At 34.4% G+C, this 21,289-nt stretch carries 19 protein-coding genes; 3 read left to right on the top strand and 16 right to left on the bottom strand.

Features of this window, described 5'->3' with window-relative positions; genetic code table 11:
• Positions 1–28: 28 nt before the first annotated feature.
• The 5 genes from HYI43_00755 to HYI43_00735 form a co-directional block, all read right to left on the bottom strand.
• Entirely contained in the window at positions 29–1,636 is a 1,608-nt protein-coding gene (locus HYI43_00755) for an FGGY-family carbohydrate kinase (protein UDI77151.1), read from the bottom strand.
• Positions 1,637–1,818: 182 nt separating this feature from the next.
• Positions 1,819–2,853, bottom strand: a complete 1,035-nt coding sequence (locus tag HYI43_00750; GenBank protein ID UDI77150.1) for an aldehyde reductase — start codon at positions 2,851–2,853, stop codon at positions 1,819–1,821.
• A 151-nt stretch (positions 2,854–3,004) separates the two neighbouring features.
• Positions 3,005–3,532, bottom strand: a complete 528-nt coding sequence (locus HYI43_00745) for a putative metal-dependent hydrolase (protein UDI77149.1) — start codon at positions 3,530–3,532, stop codon at positions 3,005–3,007.
• 158 nt (positions 3,533–3,690) lie between these two features.
• The gene (locus HYI43_00740) at positions 3,691–3,930 is read right to left on the bottom strand and encodes a hypothetical protein (protein UDI77148.1); all 240 of its coding nucleotides are present in this window, start codon (positions 3,928–3,930) and stop codon (positions 3,691–3,693) included.
• Between the two features lie 106 nt (positions 3,931–4,036).
• Entirely contained in the window at positions 4,037–4,939 is a 903-nt protein-coding gene (locus HYI43_00735; protein UDI77147.1) for a LysR family transcriptional regulator, read from the bottom strand.
• A 146-nt stretch (positions 4,940–5,085) separates the two neighbouring features.
• On the opposite strand from HYI43_00735, the gene HYI43_00730 reads away from it, so the two are divergent.
• Positions 5,086–6,282 (top strand): MFS transporter, encoded by a 1,197-nt coding sequence (locus HYI43_00730; protein ID UDI77146.1) that lies wholly within the window; start codon positions 5,086–5,088, stop codon positions 6,280–6,282.
• A 134-nt stretch (positions 6,283–6,416) separates the two neighbouring features.
• Here the strand turns inward: HYI43_00730 and HYI43_00725 are convergent, their stop codons facing one another.
• The 4 genes from HYI43_00725 to arsB all read right to left on the bottom strand — a co-directional run bounded on the left by HYI43_00725 (position 6,417) and on the right by arsB (position 11,898).
• Positions 6,417–7,811: a YfcC family protein gene (locus HYI43_00725; protein UDI77145.1), complete on the bottom strand. Its 1,395-nt coding sequence runs from the start codon at positions 7,809–7,811 to the stop codon at positions 6,417–6,419.
• A 280-nt stretch (positions 7,812–8,091) separates the two neighbouring features.
• Entirely contained in the window at positions 8,092–8,793 is a 702-nt protein-coding gene (locus HYI43_00720; protein UDI77144.1) for an NAD(P)H-dependent oxidoreductase, read from the bottom strand.
• 117 nt (positions 8,794–8,910) lie between these two features.
• Positions 8,911–10,149 carry an ArgE/DapE family deacylase gene (locus tag HYI43_00715; protein UDI77143.1) on the bottom strand — a complete coding sequence of 413 codons (1,239 nt, stop codon included), beginning with the start codon at positions 10,147–10,149 and terminating at the stop codon, positions 8,911–8,913.
• 459 nt (positions 10,150–10,608) lie between these two features.
• Positions 10,609–11,898 (bottom strand): arsenite efflux transporter membrane subunit ArsB, encoded by a 1,290-nt coding sequence (gene arsB, locus HYI43_00710; protein UDI77142.1) that lies wholly within the window; start codon positions 11,896–11,898, stop codon positions 10,609–10,611.
• A 309-nt stretch (positions 11,899–12,207) separates the two neighbouring features.
• Between arsB and HYI43_00705 the strand changes: the two genes are divergently transcribed.
• Positions 12,208–13,815: a MutS family DNA mismatch repair protein gene (locus HYI43_00705; GenBank protein ID UDI77141.1), complete on the top strand. Its 1,608-nt coding sequence runs from the start codon at positions 12,208–12,210 to the stop codon at positions 13,813–13,815.
• An 87-nt stretch (positions 13,816–13,902) separates the two neighbouring features.
• Here the strand turns inward: HYI43_00705 and HYI43_00700 are convergent, their stop codons facing one another.
• From HYI43_00700 to panB, 7 genes are all read right to left on the bottom strand, one after another.
• Positions 13,903–14,457, bottom strand: coding sequence for a DUF805 domain-containing protein (locus HYI43_00700; protein UDI77140.1), 555 nt, complete (start codon positions 14,455–14,457; stop codon positions 13,903–13,905).
• 232 nt (positions 14,458–14,689) lie between these two features.
• Positions 14,690–15,238 (bottom strand): DUF805 domain-containing protein, encoded by a 549-nt coding sequence (locus HYI43_00695; GenBank protein UDI77139.1) that lies wholly within the window; start codon positions 15,236–15,238, stop codon positions 14,690–14,692.
• A gap of 218 nt (positions 15,239–15,456) precedes the next feature.
• Positions 15,457–16,302, bottom strand: coding sequence for a hypothetical protein (locus tag HYI43_00690; protein UDI77138.1), 846 nt, complete (start codon positions 16,300–16,302; stop codon positions 15,457–15,459).
• Between the two features lie 310 nt (positions 16,303–16,612).
• Entirely contained in the window at positions 16,613–18,016 is a 1,404-nt protein-coding gene (locus HYI43_00685) for a DHA2 family efflux MFS transporter permease subunit (protein UDI77137.1), read from the bottom strand.
• Between the two features lie 184 nt (positions 18,017–18,200).
• A complete protein-coding gene (locus HYI43_00680) occupies positions 18,201–18,584 on the bottom strand; it encodes an aspartate 1-decarboxylase (protein UDI77136.1) in 384 nt (127 codons plus the stop codon).
• A 3-nt stretch (positions 18,585–18,587) separates the two neighbouring features.
• Positions 18,588–19,442, bottom strand: coding sequence for a pantoate--beta-alanine ligase (locus HYI43_00675; GenBank protein UDI77135.1), 855 nt, complete (start codon positions 19,440–19,442; stop codon positions 18,588–18,590).
• Positions 19,426–20,253, bottom strand: coding sequence for a 3-methyl-2-oxobutanoate hydroxymethyltransferase (gene panB / locus HYI43_00670; GenBank protein UDI77134.1), 828 nt, complete (start codon positions 20,251–20,253; stop codon positions 19,426–19,428). The genes HYI43_00675 and panB overlap by 17 nt, the downstream gene beginning before the upstream one ends.
• Positions 20,254–20,334: 81 nt before the next feature.
• Between panB and HYI43_00665 the strand changes: the two genes are divergently transcribed.
• Entirely contained in the window at positions 20,335–21,183 is an 849-nt protein-coding gene (locus HYI43_00665; protein ID UDI77133.1) for an oxidoreductase, read from the top strand.
• Positions 21,184–21,289: the final 106 nt, after the last annotated feature.

The raw sequence follows: 21,289 nt of genomic DNA, 5'->3' as shown, positions 1-21,289 counted from the left end.
CCACTTTCTTCCTTTGTTTTTCATTGTTTTATTGTTCTGTATTGAATTGTTCATGCGCAAGACGTTCAAGTGGAATGCCTTGTTTGAAACGTTCTGTGTAAGCATCAAAACTTGCAACTTCTTCTTCAGTCGGTTCGATTGTAATCGACTCTGTTCCTTTGAATGCGAAGTCGTTCAGATATGTTGCTAAATCAGTTGTTTCTTCTTCAACCATATATCTTGCTAGAACTGCAATCCCCCATGCGCCACCTTCACTAGCCGTTTGCATTACACGTACAGGACTTTGAAGTGCAGCTGCTAAGAAAGTTTGTGCCACTTTTTCAGTCTTGAAAATACCACCATGACCGAACATGGAATCGATTTGAATGTTTTCTTTATCTTTTAGTAAGTCGATACCAATTTTCAAGGTACTAAAGGCACTATAAATATGTGTCTTCATTAAATTGGCTAAATTGAAGTTACTATCTACTGAACGTACCAACATTGGATAGCCATGTTGTACATCTGTAATAAATTCGCCTGAAATATAACCGAAAGATAATAATTTGCCTAAATCGTTATCACCTTTTAACGCACTTTCGAATAACTTAGTGAAAAGTTCACCTTTGTCATATTTAACGCCCATTGTCTCAAATACTTCTCCGAACAAATCAACCCAAGCGTTAATATCAGACGTACAGTTATTAGCGTGAATCATAGCCACTTCATAACCATCTGGTGTTGTAACAATATCCACCTCTGGATAAACATCTTTGATTGGCTTTTCTAGAACTATCATTGAGAAGATGCTTGTTCCAGCTGAGACATTACCGGTTCTAGGTGCGACACTATTTGTCGCTACCATACCCGTTGCTGCATCCGCTTCAGGCGCACATAATGGACAACCTGCTTGTAATTCTCCATTCGGATCGACCAATTTGGCACCTGTTTCCGTTAGACGTCCGGCATACTCACCCGCAACGACTACTTTAGGCAAGATATCTTTAATATCTTGTGTATATCCCTTTTCAGAAAAGAGGGCATTAAAACGTTCGATAATATCTTGACGATAATCTTGTGTTTCACTATCGATTGGGAACATACCAGACGCATCCCCAATACCAAGTACTTTCTCATCTGTTAAGTACCAATGTATGTAACCTGCAAGCGTCGTCATGTAACGTACTTTACTAACATGTTCCTCATTATCTAATGCGGATTGATATAATTGCGCAATGCTCCAACGTTCTGGAATATTTACTTGAAAATCTTCACGTAATACTTCAGCCGCTTTATTCGCATTATTATTACGCCATGTTCTAAATGGAACGAGTAAGTCATCATGTTCGTCAAACGGTAAATAACCATGCATCATACCACTTATACCTAGAGAGGCAAGTTGTGTAACCGTTACATTGTATTTATCTTTAAGTTCTTGGGTCATCGCGCCGTATGCTTTTTGAATACCTACCCAAGCGTCGTTCATCGAATACGTCCAATAACCGTTGCGATAACTATTCTCCCATTCGAACGATCCGGTTGCGATGGTCTGACATTGATCATTCACAGCAATTGCCTTGATTCGTGTCGAACCAAATTCGATGCCGACAGTTAAATGTCCTTCTTCAATATATTTTTTAATATCTGTGTTACTCATCGTTTCACCTCACTTATCTTTTATGAAAACGTTATCATAAATATATACTAACACATGAAAAATTCATGCAACAAGAAAAAAAGTAAACGTTTACAAATTTTTGAAGTAAAAAAACACCTTTATCCTATAATTACATCATTACAGGTAAAGGTGTTTACTAAAATTGATCTATTTAAATTGTATTATTTTATTACGCCATATTTTGTCATACTATCGATAGACGCTAAAATCGCTTCTTCTTGAGTGTACATTGGTGTCCAACCTAAAATGTTACGTGCTTGTTGGTTACTTACATTTCTATTCATTTCAAGAAGTAATTTACCTTCACTCGCTTCACTATTAAATTTCGCACCTAATTTAATAACGAAATCAGGAAGTTTTTTAGTTGAAACGTTGCTAGCGATTTGTGGTCTTTTTTCTCTAATTAATTCAGCAATTTCTGGCATAGAGATTTGTCCATCAGCAGTAGCAATAAAACGTTTACCTTTTGCTTCAGGTGTCTTCATTGCTAACACGTGTAACAAAGCGACGTCTCTAACGTCTACAATATTCATTGGTATGTTTGGAATACGTTTCATTTTACCGCTAGCGATATTTTCAACAAATTGGAAACTTAATGACATATGTTGATTTAAAGACGGTCCAAGAATAGCTACAGGATTAATTGTTGCGAATTCAATGTGATTTTCAGTGGCATTGACAAAGTCCCATGCTGCTCTTTCAGCGATTAGCTTAGATTTTTCATATACTGACAATCCTTTGACATTGGGATCTGTCCAGTTCTCTTCCGTTGTCACACTTGATTTATCTTTATTACTGAAACCAACTGCGCCAAAGTTTGCTGTCATAATCACACGACGCACATCCGATTTCTCAGCAGCTCTTAAAATACGTTGAATACCCTCAACCGCTTGTTTATTAATCGATTGTTCATCTTCAACACTCACACTTCCCATAACCACTGGTGAAGCCACACTCATTACGTAGGTACAATCTTCCATTGCTTCTGGCCAATTTTCATCTTTTGATAAATCAGCTTTCACAAATGTTAAATTCTGAGTGTCAATCCCTTGTTCTCTAAGTGTTTCTAATACAGATGCTTTCTTAGATTCAGAACGCATTGTTGAACGTACTTTATACCCTTGGTTGAGTAATTCTGATATGATGCGTAAACCTAAGAAACCTGTACCTCCTGTAACTAAAACTTGCTCTTCCATGAAACAACCTCCCCAATACTCTCTCTTAATAAGTTCAAATTATAGCAGGTTTTATAATTTACTATTACTTGAAAGCCTTAATTTTTTAGAAGTTCATTCTTAAGTAGTAGATGATTTAAATTTCAAAGTATCATAACAACGTTTTATACTTTTATACTTCGACAATACCTTGGTCTGATAAAGCAATTTTAATATGTTCTAAATGATGACGTTCATGCCAAGATAATTTAGCTAATAGTTCTGCTGCTGAAACGTGGCTGCCGTCTGACAAAGTAATATAACGACTTAAATCATTTTCAGTGACATGATTGCCCATTTCTACAATTCGCTTATTAAGTCCTTCTAAAATGTTTAGCGACACATCTATTGATAAAGTTGAATCTGGTAATTCGACCCACTTGTTTTGATTAAACATAAATGCCGTCACACCATCTTCTGTTAACGTCATTTTCAATCTTTCATATAAATTAATTTGAGAATCTGCAATATGATGCACCAGTTGTCTTACTGTCCAACTACCTTCACGATATTGACGTTTTAACTGGTCATCACTTAAATGCGATACTGTTTCGTTCAAACGATCCATATATACTTCTATATCACTCATCCACTTTTTAACGTCTACAACTGTTGGGTTTTGCGGTGCTTCAAATTCTCCAATTGGAAATCTTACATCCATTTTTAGTACCCCCTCTGATAAATACCATATTTCTTTCTACCTACCCTTATTGCAGACAAATAAAAACGAGAGTAGAACAGAAATAAAAATAATTTCATCGTTCCACTCTCGTAATAGTGACTCGTTTCTTCAATAAAGTATATATGCGTCTTAAATATTTACGCTAAAAGTAACGGACTTGAGAATATAATTAAAAAAACAATATTTAAAACTAAAAATGTGATATTGATTGCTTTGTTACCTTTTAAAATACCTAAGACACTTGCAATAATCGCTAGTAACATCACTAACAATCCTGGGACATACCAAAACATGCTTGTAAACATGATTGATAATGCTAGTAAGAATGATAATAAACATAAAATACTTGAAACTAAATTGATACTGTCTAACTTCATAGGTTGTTTCCTTTCTATTGGTGATACACAGTATTATATACTAAAACCCATTTAAATTGAGCTAAATTTTTATAACAAAATCGACACATTTTTGTTATATGTTGATTTATAACGTTTTATAGTCTCTTAAATAATTTATAAATTCAAGTATCGTCGGATCATTTTGGCGTTCCTGATGTGTAATCGCTACAAAGTTAACTGTATAGTCAAATGAACGTCCAAGTGGTACCGCTTCAATCAAGTCATTGTTTAAGAAAGGTTCATTTTCAACCATAAAACTAGAGACAATGCCAACGCCCAATCCTTCTGCTACTGTTCTCATTAAAACAATCGGGTTATTTGTACGGAAGACAATTTTTAACTCTCCATTGGCTTCTTGGAATTTCTTAAGTTGATGATGATAAAAACTACGATCATATAACACAAATGGATAATCTTTAATATCTTCTAAATCCACCGTTTCTTTAAACGTAAGTTTAGATTTGGCAGGTACAATTAATTTAAAATTTGAGCCGAAATGAAGTGGAAATTCAGTTATATTGTTTGGAATTTCTGAAGTATCTTTCTTACCTATAAGGCCTAAATCGATGTCATGCTCCTCAATCTTACGTAAAATATCCGCTTTATCTGATTCAATCACTTCAATATCAACACTAGGGTGGTCTTTTTTAAATTGCGATAACACTTTTGGAAGTAATTTATGAAAAAGTGTTGGGTTGGTAGCGATTTTAATCTTACCTTCAAAATGTGTTTCTATGCTATCTACTTCTGAAAGTAATGCATTTTTCGTCTCAATGATATCTAAAATTTTAGGAATTAAACGTTTCCCAATTTCTGTGGGTACCGTCCCTTTTCTCGAGCGATAAAATAATTTATATCCCAATTCTTCTTCTAAATGCGCGATTGATTGGCTCATCGCTGATTGGCTAATATGCATCCGTTCACTTGCATGAATCATTGATTCTTCTTCATAAACCGTCTTAACATAGCTAAGTTGTTCAAAGTTCATATATACCTCCATTTACATCACTTTTACTTATATTAAAATCATTTATTCTAATTATACATTAGTATTTATTATTAATATAATGGATATTGCAATCAAATATTAATTTCTAGAGTTTAAGTCACTCTAAATATTATAGGAGGGACATCATGGATCATCGCTTATGGACGAAAGATTTTATCTTCGTTACATTAGTCAATTTCTTTATGTATTTAATACATTACATGCTTATTGTAACGGTCACGGCATTCACCATTGATGAATATCACGCATCTGAAAGTATTGGTGGTTTAGCCGCTGGTGTGTTTATCATCGGTATGTTAGGCGGCCGTTTAGGTTCTGGACGTATTATTGATCAGCTCCAACCTAAATCGATATTATTTTATAGCGTCATCGCATCAGTTGTTGCGATTGCCTTATACTTTACAATCACTAATATTTGGATTCTAATGTTAGTTCGTTTTATACATGGTATTGCATTCGGTTTCTCATCAACTGCAACAGGAACAATTTCATCAAGACTTATTCCAGAAGCACGTAAAGGTGAAGGCATCGGTTATTACGGTTTAAGCGTGACGTTAGCTTCAGCTTTCGGACCCTTCTTTGGTTTAATCTTAACGAATCGTTTAGGGTTTTCTTCAATATTTGCGATCAGTTTAGTTAGTATTATTATTGCTTTAATGTTTACTATTTTTATTAAAAAATTGCCAACTAACGACATTACTAGTATGGAAACAGAGACGACTAAACCTAGAGGTATACATGCATTCCTACAAAAAGAAGCATTACCCATTTCAATGGTCACAGTATTAGTAGGTATTGCATACTCAAGCGTACTATCATTCTTATCCATTTATGCTGATATGTTAGATCTCGTTACAGCAGCAAGTTATTTCTTCGTTATCTACGCGATAGCAACTTTTATTACACGACCATTTACAGGAAAAATTTATGATAACTACGGAGAAAACAAAGTCATGTATCCTGTCATGATTAGCTTTGTAGTTGGTTTAGTGTTATTAAGCATGACAACGTCTTCTTTACTTTTACTTGTGTCAGCAGCGTTTATTGGTTTTGGCTATGGAACAATTATTCCAACTGCACAAGCGATTGCAATACAACAATCACCAAAAGCCAAAATGGGGTTAGCAACATCCACTTATTTCATCTTTGTTGACTTTGGTGCTGGTATGGGACCATTTATCTTAGGTTTAATCATTCCATTTATGGGCTATCGAAACTTGTATCTGACCATGGCTATATTATTAATTATTGCGATTGTTGCTTATTACATCGTTCATGGCAAACATCATAAACATCCATACCATTCAACAGTAAATAGTTGATTTCATATTAATAATGGCGGATTTCTGTTTAAATAGAAACCCGCCAATCTCTTATTGCAAAGGCTTTTTTAGACAACCTTCTTACTAACTTCAGACAACCGTCAGTCTACCCTCTTATTTCATTTTTGCTTTTCCTAGTAGCCGATAGCTAAGGCAATCGACATGGCAACTGCACAAATAATGACCCACAATAAAATCAATTTCCACACGAATTTTATCCATTGTGTATAGGAAATGCGACCGACTGCCAACGCACCCATCAGTATAGCTGATGTTGGGAATAATATATTACTTATAGAGTCCCCATATTGGAACGCTAATACAGTAAGTTGACGATTAATGTGCAATAAATCAGATATTGGTACCATCAACGGCATTGTTGTTAACGCTTGTCCCGAACCAGATGGAATAAAGAAATTAAGTAAGAATTGTAAAATAAACATCGCTATAATAACGAAAGATGCTGGGACATCTGATAGTAAAGTGGTCATACCGTGTACAATCGTGTCGATGATTTTACCATTTTCCAAAAGAACTACAATCCCTTTGGCAAATCCGACAATCATAGCTCCAAAAAGAATATTCTGCATACCTTCTATTAATGCATCAAACGTACCATTGAGTCCTAAGCCACTTACTAGACCTGCGACTATCCCTGCAAGTAGAAAATTGGCACTCATTTCATTAAATGTCCAACCAAAGACAAAAATACCAAAGACATTACATAAAATAGTTGCGACAATAATTAATAAACTAGCGGCTTGTCTCTTACTGAAATGTTGATATTCTACTTTCTGTGACACATGGCCTTCTTCACGTTCTAATTCATATACAATACTCTTTGTCTTATCTTTCTTAACTTTACGTGCATATAGCATCACTGTTGAAATCGCTGCTGTTAAGATAAATAAATAGATAATTGTACGTAATCCCCAACCAGAGAACATAGGTAACTCTGCAACCGTTTGTGCAACCCCAACTGTAAAGGGATTTAACATACCGCCACTGAAACCACTAGCTGCACCTAAAATAACCATTGCCGCGCCTGTTAATGCATCATAGCCTAACGTACGTGCAATAATAATGCCAATAGGCACGAAAATAATTGTTTCTTCTGCCAAGCCTATCGTAAAACCTAGAACTGAGAATATTAACATCGTTAAAGGAATCATAAGGAAGTTCGCTTTCCCCAACATTCGCATTGCTTTGTTAACGCCATTTTCAAAGGCACCTGTTTTATGAATAATACCAAAGGCACCACCTACAAGAAATATGTAAAAGACAATTTCCCCACCACTGATTAAACCTTCTGGGATTGCCCTAAAAATTTCTAAAAAATTTACATGTGCTGAATCTACAGTATGATATGTTCCAGAAACTACAAGCGTTTGGCCACCTTTCTTCTCACGCGTATACTCTCCAGCTGGAATAATATACGTCAGCAACCAAGCTATAAATATGACAAACATCAATAATGCATACGTGTGTGGCGTCTTAAACTTAAATTTATTAGATTTTTCTTCTGACATAATCCATCAGCACCTTTTATTATTTTTTATTTATAATTTTCATAAAAATTATTATTGTTATCATACCCTATTTAATCCAAAAATATAAGTTTACATCTTATATTACATATGTATTTACGGAGGGCTAGTTTGTTTTAGGGTAATCATAAAATATTTTAATAAAGAGGTTTATTATTGCATGTCTACTATGTAGCTATTGCGCGGCAATTCAGATTCTAAATAAAATACCTCGACAATGAAAATTATATTCAACGTCGAGGTATTTATATCATTTATAGTTTTATTTTAATTGGCCATTATCATCAAATTCTGCTAATTTCGGATATTGAATTCTAGGAATTTGATCAATATGTTGTAACTTATCGGCAAATTGTTCAAGATATTGTTTTCTTTCTTCTTCGCTGTGACTCACTTGATATGCAATAAAAGGTTCAAGCGGTGTCATACCAGAGAAATAAATCATTCCGTGATTAATGTGGAATAAGATTTGCTCATGTATGTCTCCAGAGAAACCGTTAGGCATATAACTACCTTCAGGAGAGCCTGTTGTTGTTGAAATCATTGCAACTTTATCTGTTAATCTTGCTTTGTCGTAACGGTCATAATCGCCACCGTATACACCACCAAAGAGGAATATTTTATCAAACCATCCTTTTAGAATTGCTGGAACGCTAAACCACCAAAGTGGGAATTGGAAAATAACTAAATCTGCCCATAGCAATTTTTCAAATTCACCTTTAATGACAGATGTTAATTCATCATTATCATAGGCATATTTTTGTTCGACAGCATATTTGAAAAATTCAGGGTCTGTTAATGTTTTAAAATCTTCTTTTCTAGCGACTGGGTCAAAATTCATGGCATACAAATCAGATACCTTAACTTCGTGACCTTGAGCTTCTAAAGTTTCTACAGCTTTATCTTTTAAAGCACCGTTAAACGACTTTGGCTCTGGGTGCGCGTATACAATTAATGCTTTCATTTTCTCTCACCTTTCTGAAAGTAAACTATTGATATACTTAAGTTACTATCGCCTTACGCTTTTCACAAGTGATTTGTTTGATAGATAAGAGCGTGTGTTATACGAGGCTTTACATCTTTAACTATTTTTTAAATACGTCGTAATGAGCTCTGTATAATAATCAATAAATTTAAGATATTTATCTTTCTCTACATGTTCGTTAATTTGATGTGGCACAGTACCTGGACCAAACATTAAGAATGGGAAATGTTCATCTTTATCACGTAGTAAATTAGAAGCATCGGTAACGCCTACAGTGGGTGACGCAACTATATCTTCATTAAAGATGTTTTTAGCCACTTTTTGTCCTATTTTAATCAATTCATTATCTCCAGTTGTTAAAACAGGGTCTAAATCTAAATACATGTCTTCTTCAAGTTGACCACCTTGTTTATTAATTTCTTCTAAATATTTTTTAAATAGTGCTTTGACTTTCGCATTATCATATTCCGGCACTGTTCTAATATTGAATTCTGCAAACGCAACGTCTGGTACTGAATTTACTTGGTTACCCCCGTGGAGAATCGTATTGCTAATGACTAAGCCAGAAATGACACGTTTGACTTCATCTTCATCTAGAGTATTATCCGCTTGTAATTGGGTTTGAATACGATTAATTAAATGCGTGAAATCTAGTTCTTCACATTGTAAGTCTTTAGAAATACGTTCATATTCATCATCAATATTTTGAATAAATTGAATCAGTGGTTTAATAGCATTACGTCCCACAACTGGTACAGAACTATGCGCTGCTTTACCCTTAGAGGTGATTTTAAAGTCCATTGAACCTTTATGTGCATAAACGATGTTCGTTTCTGATGGTTCGGCAATGATTAATGCATCTACGTCGTTCATATAGCCTTTACGATATAATTGTGCTGAACCAAGTTGTTCCTTCTCTTCGCCTGCAGTTGCCATGAATTTAAGTGTACCTTTAGGTAAATGGCCACTTTCTTTAATATCAATCATCGCAATAGCCAAACCCATGAGTCCTGATTTCATATCAGATGTACCACGGCCATAAAGCAATCCTTCGTCTTCAGTTAATTGGAAAGGTGGATACTTCCAATCAACGTGATCACCTTCAGATACCACATCCATGTGACCAGAAATACCAAGTACGGGACTTCCTTCACCAATTGTTGCAACTAAATTCACACGATTGTCCTCAATTTCATCAATTTCTGCACTAATACCATGCTTTTCAAATAATTCTTTTAAATATCGCGCAACTTCAATTTCATTATCATTCACTGTATTCATTTCGACAATATCAGCTAACATCTTCACTTTTTCTTCTTCTGAAAATATACTCATCACATGATACTCCTTTAATCTATTAAAATGATTCATAAAAATGGTATCATCTTTAGTTAGCTAAGCAAACCAAATGACACTAAAAAATAAAGTGAGATGCTAGGTGCGTTTTATTAAAACACCTACAACCTCACTCATACGAAGATAATTAAATCTTTTCTCTCTCTTTAATCCAATTATCTATTCATATCGTCAATTAGCACTGGAATAGCACTAATTTATTCTTTATATATCAAGTAAGTTAGACTGCGCGGAGTATAAAAGTTTGCAATTAGTTGTGTTGTTTAGACTTTTAAAATTTACATTTTGGGATGGATTGCGTCCTAACTTGTCTTGAAATACTTTTAAATCTTACCAAAGATTGGTGATTAAAAGATGTATCGTTCTTAAAAGGGTTCTGTGAATGCTTAACTGTCAAATTATCTTGATTATACGCGTATATTTTAAAATGATGATTCCTTAAAATAGAAACAATGTTATATATAAGCCTAATAATGTCATAAATAACACTGGAATCGTAATGACAATACCTGTTTTAAAATAAGTTCCCCATGAAATTTTGACATCTTTTTGGGCTAGGACGTGAAGCCATAATAATGTGGCTAAAGAGCCGATGGGTGTAATCTTCGGACCTAAGTCAGAACCTATCACATTCGCGTAAACCATACCTTCTTTGAGTATACCCGTAACTTGTGACTGATGTATTGCTATAGCATCGATTAATACTGTAGGTAAATTATTCATTATCGATGACAGAATGGCAGATATGAATCCTACACCCATAATACTTGTAAATAAGCCTTGTCCAGAAATCATTGAAAATATGTTACCTAATACTGTCGTAATGCCAACATTTTTCAACCCGAATACTACTAAATACATACCCAATGAAAAAATCACTATATTCCATGGCGCACCTTTGAGAACTTTTCCAGTTGAAACAACGTCTGATTGACGTGCCAAGATGAGGAAAATGATAGCAATGCCACCTGCAATTAGAGACACGGGTAAATGAACAAACTCACTAATAAGATAACCAATAAGTAGTACGACTAAGACAATCCACGAGAGTTTAAATAACTTCACATCTTTGATTGCGGATTTAGGACTTTGAATCATTTGCGTATTGACCTGTTTAGGAATTGACGTTCTAAAGTAGATCCATAATACAGCAATACTTGATACTAGCGAGAATATATTTGGAATTAGCATGCGACTAACATATTTAACGAAGCCAATATCAAAGTAATCAGCAGAAACGATGTTTACTAAATTACTAACTGTAAACGGTAATGACGTTGTATCTGCGATAAAACCACTTGCGATAATGAACGGAAAAATGACTTTCTTATTGAAGCCAAGATGACGTACCATAGCTAACACAATTGGCGTTAGAATCAGCGCGGCACCATCATTCGCAAAGAAAGCTGCGACAATCGCACCAAGTACCATGATGTACACAAACATTCGAAAGCCATTCCCCTTCGATGCACGTACCATATGTAAGGCTGACCATTCAAAAAAACCAATTTCATCGAGTATTAATGAAATTAAAATGACTGCTACAAAGGTTAGCGTGGCATTCCAAACAATACCAGTCACTTCTACAATATCTGACCAGCCAACCACTCCTGTAACAAGTGCTAATATCGCACCAACGACAGCAGTTATGCCTATATCTAATCCTTTCGGTTGCCAGATGACAAAAATGAGCGTTATGACAAAAATAGTGATTGCTAGAAATGACATCATTTACATTCACCGTGGAAAACATGCTTTTTACAATTAATTAAATTATATGTGAATAATAATTGTTTATCTCTCATATCAATCAAATCCTCCTATATCATCAATAAGCATATCACGAGCTATGACGTGAAATCTATCTGACAGAGTGCTAAGTGATATTAATCAATAGAAATAGGACCTCCAACATATACAATGCTTGAGATCCTATTGCTTGAAGTAAATTCTCTTTTTTAATTTATCTATTTTTTGTTAATTACATCATATTATGAAATAATTGCATAAACGAATTAAATTTTTAAGGAGTTCATTATGAATATTTATCAAACGTACGCACTTTTAGTAGTAGGTATTATTATTCTAGGCATTATTGTGAATATCGTCATTTCATTTTCTGAAAAGCGAAAAATGATGCACAAAATACATACACTTTGGCATAATAAACAACCATTAGAAAGTTTCATACGTCCAAATTCACGTTTCGATTATCAATTTGAACTAAAACGTGACCAACATGACAATCTTATTGATGATAAAACATGGTCTGATCTCAATATGGAAGAAATCTTTCATCGCAGTAACTTTAACTTTACAGCTATTGGTGAAATGCGTTGGTTTGCTACATTACGCAATATGTTCAAAGCCAATAATCAACAACTCTTAGACCGCATCAATAACAACGAGGGCTTTCGTCACAAAGTATCATATCATCTCGCAGCTATCGGCAAAGTTGTCTATCCCATCTTTCCAGATCAACTTAAACCGATTAAACGCAATAATTTATTTATGATATGTCCATTCTTACCATTTTTAGGATTATTGATTATATTATTTTCTCCATCAACCGGAGTACTTATAACTATTTTCGCAGTGCTATTGAATATTATCTTATCTGGCAGTCTTAAGCGTACTTATGACCAAGACTTGAAATCATTATTCTATACTGCCAAAGTGCTGAGAGAAGGTTATCATCTCAATCAGATTGAAGGCACACCTGACGTTAAGACGAACTTCAAACATTTTAAAGGCGCACGACGATTTAGTGGACTATTAGGCACTGTGGGTGACCAAAACATTGGTGGTGCTTTTGTCATGCTATTAAAGATGGCTTTTATGGTGGACTACTTCCTCTTCCATACCATCCAGTACACTTACTATCGTTATCAAGATGAAGTTCTAGCTTGCTACGATTACGTAAGCACCCTAGACAATCACTATTCTTTAGCCATGTATCGACGCACATTAGACACATATTGTGAGCCGACTGCCTTTTCAGAAGAACAGAACGTATCATTTACAAACTTAGTTCATCCTTTACTTGAAAATGCAGTCCCAAACGACCTCGACATTAACAACAATATTCTATTAACTGGGTCAAATGCATCAGGAAAATCAACATTTATGAAAGCTGTAGCCATTAACATTATTCTTGCACAAACAATCAATACCGTGACAGCTGACAAATTTAGCTATCAACCCGGCTTAGTCTATACTTCCATGGCCAATGCCGATGATGTGTTATCAGGCGATAGCTACTTTATGGCCGAACTCAAATCGATTCGTCGCTTATTTGATATTAAAACGATGTCGCCCGTTTACTGTTTCATCGATGAAATCTTCAAAGGCACAAATACGACCGAACGTATCGCAGCGTCAGAATCGGTGTTAAGTTATTTAAACGCACAGCCCAAGTACAAAATAGTGGCAGCTACACACGATATTGAGTTATCAGAACTACTACAACCTGATTATCGAAATTATCATTTCAATGAATCGATTGAACATAACGAAATTTACTTTGACTATAAAATTAAAAGTGGTAAAGCGAATACGCGTAATGCCATCGAATTATTACGTATTACGCACTTCCCAGACAAAATATACAAACGTGCTAAACAACAAGTTAAAGACATCGATTAAAAATGTTTCATGTAAAACATTTCCCGAGAAATATTCAAGTAAAAAGGGGATTGAGACAATCATTATTTGCCTCAATCCCCTGTATTATTAACTATTAGGATGCCCTTTAAATTTCGGACTTTCTCCGTATTTATTCTTATTAAATTTACTATTTAAACATGTAATTACAATTTGATAAATTGATACAGCACATTGTACAAGACTGAACAAGAGAATGAACAATGCCGCCCAACCATTTTCACCATTAGGATCATTAATGTTCCAAATTAATTGAATAATAAAAGATATAATACCTAATACAACCGATAAAATAGGGATGAACATTGTACGATCCGTATCGTGAAAACGTCTTACTGCTATCGCTAAATTAGGTATAAACGTAGCGACTGAGTAAAGAATAAAATAAATGGCTGCGATAACGAGTACCGTCATGCCAAACACTGATAAAACTTCAGACCCTACCCCTGCCGACAGTATAAAAATAATTAATGAAATGACAAAGACCATTAATGCTGGTACCAGGAAAATTAAATGCCATAGTTGCATAAACCAGTATTCACTTCGTCTAGAGCGACCTTTAAAATTAAAATAATTCTTCCAAAACAACTTAAACGCTTCACCGAAAGTTACTTTAGGATTCATATTTAGAAACTCCTTTTATCTATTTTATTTCATCATATCATAATAAGAATTTTATAAAATAGTTTATATTAAAATTTCATTTTATATTCGAAATTGATTCACTTAAATATTGAATTATGAAAGTAGTCTAGAAATGCACCTAATGTCATATTGATTGCTTTTCATCTATCATGGTTCCTTAATAGTTAACAAAAATGGTGCTAATATAATAAAAATTTCATCTTAGTTATAATCACTTAATATCTTTATATTTTGGACTTTCACCATATTTATTTTTTTCGGGTTTACTATTTAAACAAGCAATTATCATTTGGTAAATACTTGCAACTGTACCAATAATCCCTAACACATAAATAACAGTTAGTCTCCAATCACTATCTAGATTAGACCCAAAATATTGAATACATAAGTTAGTTATATATGTAAGTATAACGAATACGACGATAATGATTGGTGCTACCATTGTACGATTAGTATCGTGAAATCGTCTTATAGTTAACGCTAGTTGCGGAATAAAAATAATTAAACTGTAAATGATTAAGTAACAAGTCGCACAAATAACAACAATAAGTGATGTAACAAATATATGCGTGATAGCTGAAAGTAAAGAAGCTAATAGAAAAAACACGCCTACACTATAAACCGCAAGTGCCGGCGCATAAAAAATCAAATGCCACAATTGCATAAACCAGTACTCACTTCGTCTAGAGCGACCTTTAAAATTAAAATAATTCTTCCAAAACAACTTAAACGCGCCACCGAAAGTTACCTTAGGATTCATATGTTGAAACTCCTTTTTCCATTTTATTTCATCATAACATAATAAGAATTTTATAAAATGTATTGTCTTAAAATTTTATTTTATATTTGAAATTAATTTACTTAAATATGAAATAATAAAAGCGAGGTAGAAATCTTATCATTTAAAATCGATTTCCATCTCGCTTCAATACTATTTAATCAGTCTATCTCATGACTTCAAACATGATTATAAAAACATTAGCTTTCTTTCTTCACAACTTTTCCATTTGAATCCAGTTTAATAATTTTACCGTTTTTCATTTTATATGTGCCTAATATTTCGCCATCTTTATTACGGTAATTTACAACCCAGTCCCCACGATGATTAGTCATTTTCACATCATCCCATAAATAATTTGTCTTACTTACTGGAACATCTTCAAAATCTGAAATCAATTGATATACTTCATTGCGATAATGCGCATTAACACTACCTGACTTTTCAAGATTTTTAGACGAAAGTGGATTACCATCATCTTCAGAACCTTTAGGTACAGTATCTACAATATTGATTTTACTATTTAATTCAGGTAAAGCTTTGTTATGTCTATTTTCGGTATAAACGTCTGCTAATTTAACTTCTTTACCTTTTCGTATTAAATCATTATAATCTAAATCCTTTTTAGGCATACGTCCTACAAAGATTTTATCTTTATTCACACCAATAATCGCTTTAAAATTCCCTTTATCAGGTTGTACAGTATAAAAATGCATACCTTTAGGTGCATTTTCAATAGGTTGCTTCACTTTAACCAACATAAAATCAACCAATCTATAGTTTCGAGTGCCAGTTGGAAGTTTATACGAATATATTCCAGTCAGTATTTCATTTTTAGTTAACGTATATTGATCAACATCATCAATACAAAATGCTAACGCAAGCTTTTCTTTTTCAGACAATTTACCAGTATTAACTGTCACCTTTTTGTCCTTCTTTGACTGCTCTGTCTTTGATTTAGAGTTATGTTCTTTTGAAGATTCATTCGAACTGCAAGCTGCTAACAATAATAAAAACACACCACTTAAGAATAAAAGTTTCTTCATCTATGACTCCTTACGTATCTGCTTATCAAGTTAATATACTATATATTATTTATACAATATTTCACCGCTAAGTTAAATATAAATTTGTCTAATTTGTGCATTAAAATTCAAACAATATTAGGCATAAAAATACCCTTGCAAAGTAAGTATTTAAAACTTACCTTCCAAGGGTTGGTCCTTATTTATTAAACGTGTTTAAAATAGCTTCTGTCGCAGTCGTATCGACACCAATTCCTGCAGCTACACTACTTAACATAATTGTATTAATACCGCGACAACGTAACTACATGTCTACTTCTGTACTATAAAATTATGATTGATTATAACCTTTACGAGATGTCGGATTAAAGATAGCAAAGATAATACCTATAATCGCAATAACGCAAATTGTAGCATAGGCAACACGGACACCATGCACTAATCCATCAATACCGTATTTATGTGGATTTAAAACAGCGGTATTCATAATTGTGACTAAAATAGCTGAACCCATAGCAGCTGCTACTTGTCTTAATGTATTATTCACTGATGTACCATGTGGCACCATAGGTCTTGATAATTGATTTAATGCTGCTGTTGTCAATGGTGTCATAACCATCGCATTTGCCATCATTGAAACCATAAAGACTGCTGAGACAAAGATGAACGGTGCACCTGCTTGTAGATGTGTAAACAAGAATGATGTTACAGCCACAATTGCTAAACCGATAATTGACATTCCTTTGCCACCAAATTTATCGAAAATACGACCCGTTATAGGTGATAAAATACCTACCATAATACCACCTGGCATTAAAGCCAATCCTGATTTTAATGGAGAAAAGCCATTCAAGTCTTGTAAATAAAATGACAAGACCGTTTGACTTCCGATAAAGGATACAAATACGATGACCACTAAAATCATGTTCAGTGTAAATGATTTGTATGCGAAAACGCGAACATTGAGTAATGGGGTTTTCATTTTCAATTGGCGAATCACAAATAATGTAATGACAATTGCGCCGAAAATAATCATGGCGTAAACACGTGCATTACCCCAACCTAAGTTACCTGCTTCACTAAATCCATAAAGTAATGAAGCAAATCCGACAGTAGATAAAATAACGGATAAGACATCGACTTTAGGTTTCGTCACGTCAGTCACATTCTTAACGAAAATAAGCGCCAAGATAAAGTCAGCAATCGCCACAACTAATAATAAATAGAAGATCACGCGCCACTCATATTGAGATACAATCCAACCAGACACCGATGGACCGATAGCTGGTGCGAAACCAATGATTAACCCGAACATACCCATTGCTTGGCCACGCTTATCTGCAGGATATACCATAAATAAGACCGTTTGCATTAATGGCATCATAATCCCTGCGCCCATCGCTTGAATCGCTCGACCTACGAGTAGTATGCCAAAACTATGTGATAAAGCTGCTACTAAAGAACCAACGATGAAGAACGTTAATGCTGCGAAATAGAGTTGACGTGTAGAAAAACGTTGAATTAAAAATGCTGTGATTGGAATCATAATGCCATTCACTAACATAAAAATCGACGTCAACCATTGCACTGTACTGCTCGATAAGTGCATTTGTTTCATAATACTTGGTAATGCCGTCGTCATAAGGGTTTGATTGAGTATTGCAACAAATGACCCTATCATTAAGACGGCAACTAATAACGTCTTACTTCTTGAACTTTCATTACTCACAAACATAAACTCCCTTTAGTTATTATTTAGTACTCCAAATAATAAACGGATAGGTATCCGAAAGTCAATTGCGTAGATTAAAAGTCATCCTTTTGGACGATTAAATTACTTTTAGACACTTACTAGTAACCAAAATAAAAGAGTGGAACAGAAATCAATTTAGCGATTTCATTGTCCCACTCACACTTATTTACTTAATAATCGTGCCTTCTTTTTCATGAATCATTTGAATAATTTCATTCTTCTCATTCATCACAGCGACTTTAGGTGCATGTTCGATTAATTCGCGTTCATCTAATTGAACATATGTCATTATAATCACAACATCATCTACTTCTACTAATCGTGAAGCTGCACCATTTAAACAAATCTTGCCACTCCCGCGTTCACCAGCAATGACATATGTTTCAAAACGTGCACCATTGTTGTTGTTAACGATGGCTACCTTTTCATTTGGTAAAATATCAACCGCATCTAAAATATCTGCATCGATTGTAATACTTCCTACATAATTTAAGTTTGATTCTGTTACACGTGCTCTATGAATCTTACCGTTCATCATTGTTCTAATCATAGCTTACTTTCCACTTCCTAAAATAATATTATCTATTAAACGTGCTTTTGAAAATTTAACTGCTAACGAAATAAAGATTTGTCCTTCAATGTCCGTGACTACTTCTAAATCTGGATAACTATATATTGCGACTTCATCAATATGACCACTTGTATGCTCGGTTAAATATGCTTTTATAGCGCCAACAATCACATTACTTCGTCTTTCTCCATCTTCGTATAAAGACGATGCTAAAGCTAAACTCTTGCTTAAATGCACAGCTTCTTGTCGTTCTTGTTCTGTTAAGTATACATTTCGTGAGCTACGTGCTAATCCATCTGCTTCACGTACAATATCAATACCAATAATTTCAATTGGATGGTTGAAGTCTTCGACCATTTTTTCAATAATCGCAAGTTGTTGCGCGTCTTTCTTACCAAAGTAAGCTCGATTAGGGCTCACGATATTAAATAATTTATTTACTACAGTGACAACCCCATCGAAATGACCAGGTCTTTGTGCACCCTCCAAGACATCCGCTAGACGTCCCACCTTTAAAGTGACACTTCGCTCACCTGGATACATTTCTTCAACTTCTGGATGGAAGACATAATCTACATCAATATCAGTTACTAATGCGACATCTTGGTCAATTTGACGTGGATAAGCATCAAAGTCTTCATTTGGTCCAAATTGTAATGGATTGACGAAGACACTAATGACTGTGACATCATTCTCTTTAACAGAGCGACGCATCATACTTAGATGGCCTTCATGCAAAGCTCCCATCGTAGGAATGAATCCAATCGTTTTGCCTGTGGATTTCAATGTTTGTGTAATACGTTGCATATCTGCCACAGTCTTAATTACTTGTGTCATTATTATTTACCTCATCTAATATCTTTTTCTTATACGTATGTTCTTCTGCTGGAAAAATGCCTGCTTTGACTTCTTCATTATATTGTTTAATGCCCTCAATGCCCACTGACAAATCGGCAAATTGTTTTACAAATTTCGCATAGCGATCGACACCATAATTTAACATGTCATGATATACCAATACTTGACCGTCTGTATCTTTACCAGCACCTATACCAATCACTGGAATGTCTAATTGATTGCTAATTAAGCCTGCTAAATCGCTTGGTATTGCTTCTAATACTAAAGCGACCGCTCCCGCTTCTTGAACCGCATGTGCTTCTTGAATCAATTGCTCAGCAGCGTCTTTCGTGCCACCTTGTAGACGATAACCCATCACACCAACACTTTGAGGCATAAGTCCTAAATGAGCTACAATTGGAATGCCAATTTGTGTTGATTTTTTAATGAAATCAACTAAATGTGCGCCTTCAGCTTTTAACGCATTCGCATTTGTTTGTTGATATAAAGTAATCGCATTCTTTAAATCATATTCATCACTAACGCCAACCGCACCTATAGGCAAATCTACTACGACAAATGTATCATCGGCACCACGACGCACAGCTTTACCATGATGAATCATATCTTCCAATGTCACTTGCGTCGTTGTTTCATAACCTAAGACCGTCATTCCAAGTGAATCACCAACTAAAATCATATCTATATTTGCTTCTTGTGCTTGTTTCGCACTAGGAAAATCATATGCTGTAATCATCGAAATTTTCTCTTTACTCTGCTTCATTTCCACTAATTTTGCTAAATTTTTCATTTTTAAATTAACTCCTATATTAAAAGTTCGATAATAATACGTATAATTATATTTAAGAATACATAGAAAGGAAAGTTTTAAATGCAAATTGCTATTATCGGGCCAGGTGCAGTTGGAACAACTATCTCTTTTGAGCTTCAACAAAAGCTATCAAATATTACATTAATTGGCCGTTCTAATAAACACATAACCATTCAACCAGCAAATCAAACTGTATACGCACATAACATAGATGACGTAACTTCAACCTTTGACGTTATTATTATTGCCGTCAAAACGCATCAACTCAATGACTTAATACCCAAATTGCATCATTTAGCTCATGAAGAAACGCTTTTTATTTTAGCGCAAAATGGCTACGGTCTACTGCCAAGTCTTCCATTTCAACACACATACCAAGCTGTTGTTTACATTAGCGGTCAAAAATCTGGAAACGAAGTTGTACATTTTCGTGATTATCGATTACATGTTCAAAAAGATGCTCAAACATCACGCTTAAAACAATTACTTGATCATACAAAAATTGAACTCGTACTTGAAGACAATATTGAAGAAAAAATTTGGTATAAATTACTCGTAAACTTAGGTATTAATTCTATAACTGCACTTGGTCATAATACCGCTCAAATCTTAAAAATTAAAGAAGTCGAGCAATTATGCAGAAATTTATTATACGAAGGACAACACGTAGCTTTATCGGAAGGCATTCAGTTTCCTGACTCATTAGTTGAAGATATCATGCGAATTTATGCAGGCTACCCTGACCATATGGGCACGAGTATGTATTACGATGTGTTAAATAGCCAACCATTGGAGGTCGAAGCCATTCAAGGCTTTATCTATAGAAAAGCAAAGTACTATCATCTCAACACACCTCATTTAGATACTGTTTACGCCCTTCTACTTTCACATCAATCCATTGCAAAATAAATAGAACTGATCTTATAAAGCATGAGACAATCACTGTTTCAGGCTTTTAACATTTAAAGCAATCCTCGACCTCAAATACCTTTCAACCTATTTAATGTATGCCTAA

Source organism: Staphylococcus taiwanensis (assembly GCA_020544305.1).
Classification (GTDB): Bacteria; Bacillota; Bacilli; order Staphylococcales; family Staphylococcaceae; genus Staphylococcus; species Staphylococcus taiwanensis.
The sequence above is the reverse complement of the archived record's forward strand: the minus strand, read 5'-3'. Positions and strand labels throughout refer to the sequence as shown.

What these genes read in the sequence shown, in the direction of transcription:
- HYI43_00715 (UDI77143.1), bottom strand. Translation starts at nt 10,149, where the DNA reads ATGAGTATATTTTCAGAAGAAGAAAAAGTGAAGATGTTAGCTGATATT.
- HYI43_00730 (UDI77146.1), top strand. Translation starts at nt 5,086, where the DNA reads ATGGATCATCGCTTATGGACGAAAGATTTTATCTTCGTTACATTAGTC.
- HYI43_00665 (UDI77133.1), top strand. Translation starts at nt 20,335, where the DNA reads ATGCAAATTGCTATTATCGGGCCAGGTGCAGTTGGAACAACTATCTCT.
- panB (UDI77134.1), bottom strand. Translation starts at nt 20,253, where the DNA reads ATGAAAAATTTAGCAAAATTAGTGGAAATGAAGCAGAGTAAAGAGAAA.
- HYI43_00725 (UDI77145.1), bottom strand. Translation starts at nt 7,811, where the DNA reads ATGTCAGAAGAAAAATCTAATAAATTTAAGTTTAAGACGCCACACACG.
- HYI43_00755 (UDI77151.1), bottom strand. Translation starts at nt 1,636, where the DNA reads ATGAGTAACACAGATATTAAAAAATATATTGAAGAAGGACATTTAACT.
- HYI43_00675 (UDI77135.1), bottom strand. Translation starts at nt 19,442, where the DNA reads ATGACACAAGTAATTAAGACTGTGGCAGATATGCAACGTATTACACAA.
- HYI43_00720 (UDI77144.1), bottom strand. Translation starts at nt 8,793, where the DNA reads ATGAAAGCATTAATTGTATACGCGCACCCAGAGCCAAAGTCGTTTAAC.
- HYI43_00750 (UDI77150.1), bottom strand. Translation starts at nt 2,853, where the DNA reads ATGGAAGAGCAAGTTTTAGTTACAGGAGGTACAGGTTTCTTAGGTTTA.
- HYI43_00735 (UDI77147.1), bottom strand. Translation starts at nt 4,939, where the DNA reads ATGAACTTTGAACAACTTAGCTATGTTAAGACGGTTTATGAAGAAGAA.
- HYI43_00745 (UDI77149.1), bottom strand. Translation starts at nt 3,532, where the DNA reads ATGGATGTAAGATTTCCAATTGGAGAATTTGAAGCACCGCAAAACCCA.
- arsB (UDI77142.1), bottom strand. Translation starts at nt 11,898, where the DNA reads ATGTCATTTCTAGCAATCACTATTTTTGTCATAACGCTCATTTTTGTC.
- HYI43_00690 (UDI77138.1), bottom strand. Translation starts at nt 16,302, where the DNA reads ATGAAGAAACTTTTATTCTTAAGTGGTGTGTTTTTATTATTGTTAGCA.
- HYI43_00700 (UDI77140.1), bottom strand. Translation starts at nt 14,457, where the DNA reads ATGAATCCTAAAGTAACTTTCGGTGAAGCGTTTAAGTTGTTTTGGAAG.
- HYI43_00740 (UDI77148.1), bottom strand. Translation starts at nt 3,930, where the DNA reads ATGAAGTTAGACAGTATCAATTTAGTTTCAAGTATTTTATGTTTATTA.
- HYI43_00695 (UDI77139.1), bottom strand. Translation starts at nt 15,238, where the DNA reads ATGAATCCTAAGGTAACTTTCGGTGGCGCGTTTAAGTTGTTTTGGAAG.
- HYI43_00680 (UDI77136.1), bottom strand. Translation starts at nt 18,584, where the DNA reads ATGATTAGAACAATGATGAACGGTAAGATTCATAGAGCACGTGTAACA.
- HYI43_00705 (UDI77141.1), top strand. Translation starts at nt 12,208, where the DNA reads ATGAATATTTATCAAACGTACGCACTTTTAGTAGTAGGTATTATTATT.
- HYI43_00685 (UDI77137.1), bottom strand. Translation starts at nt 18,016, where the DNA reads ATGTTTGTGAGTAATGAAAGTTCAAGAAGTAAGACGTTATTAGTTGCC.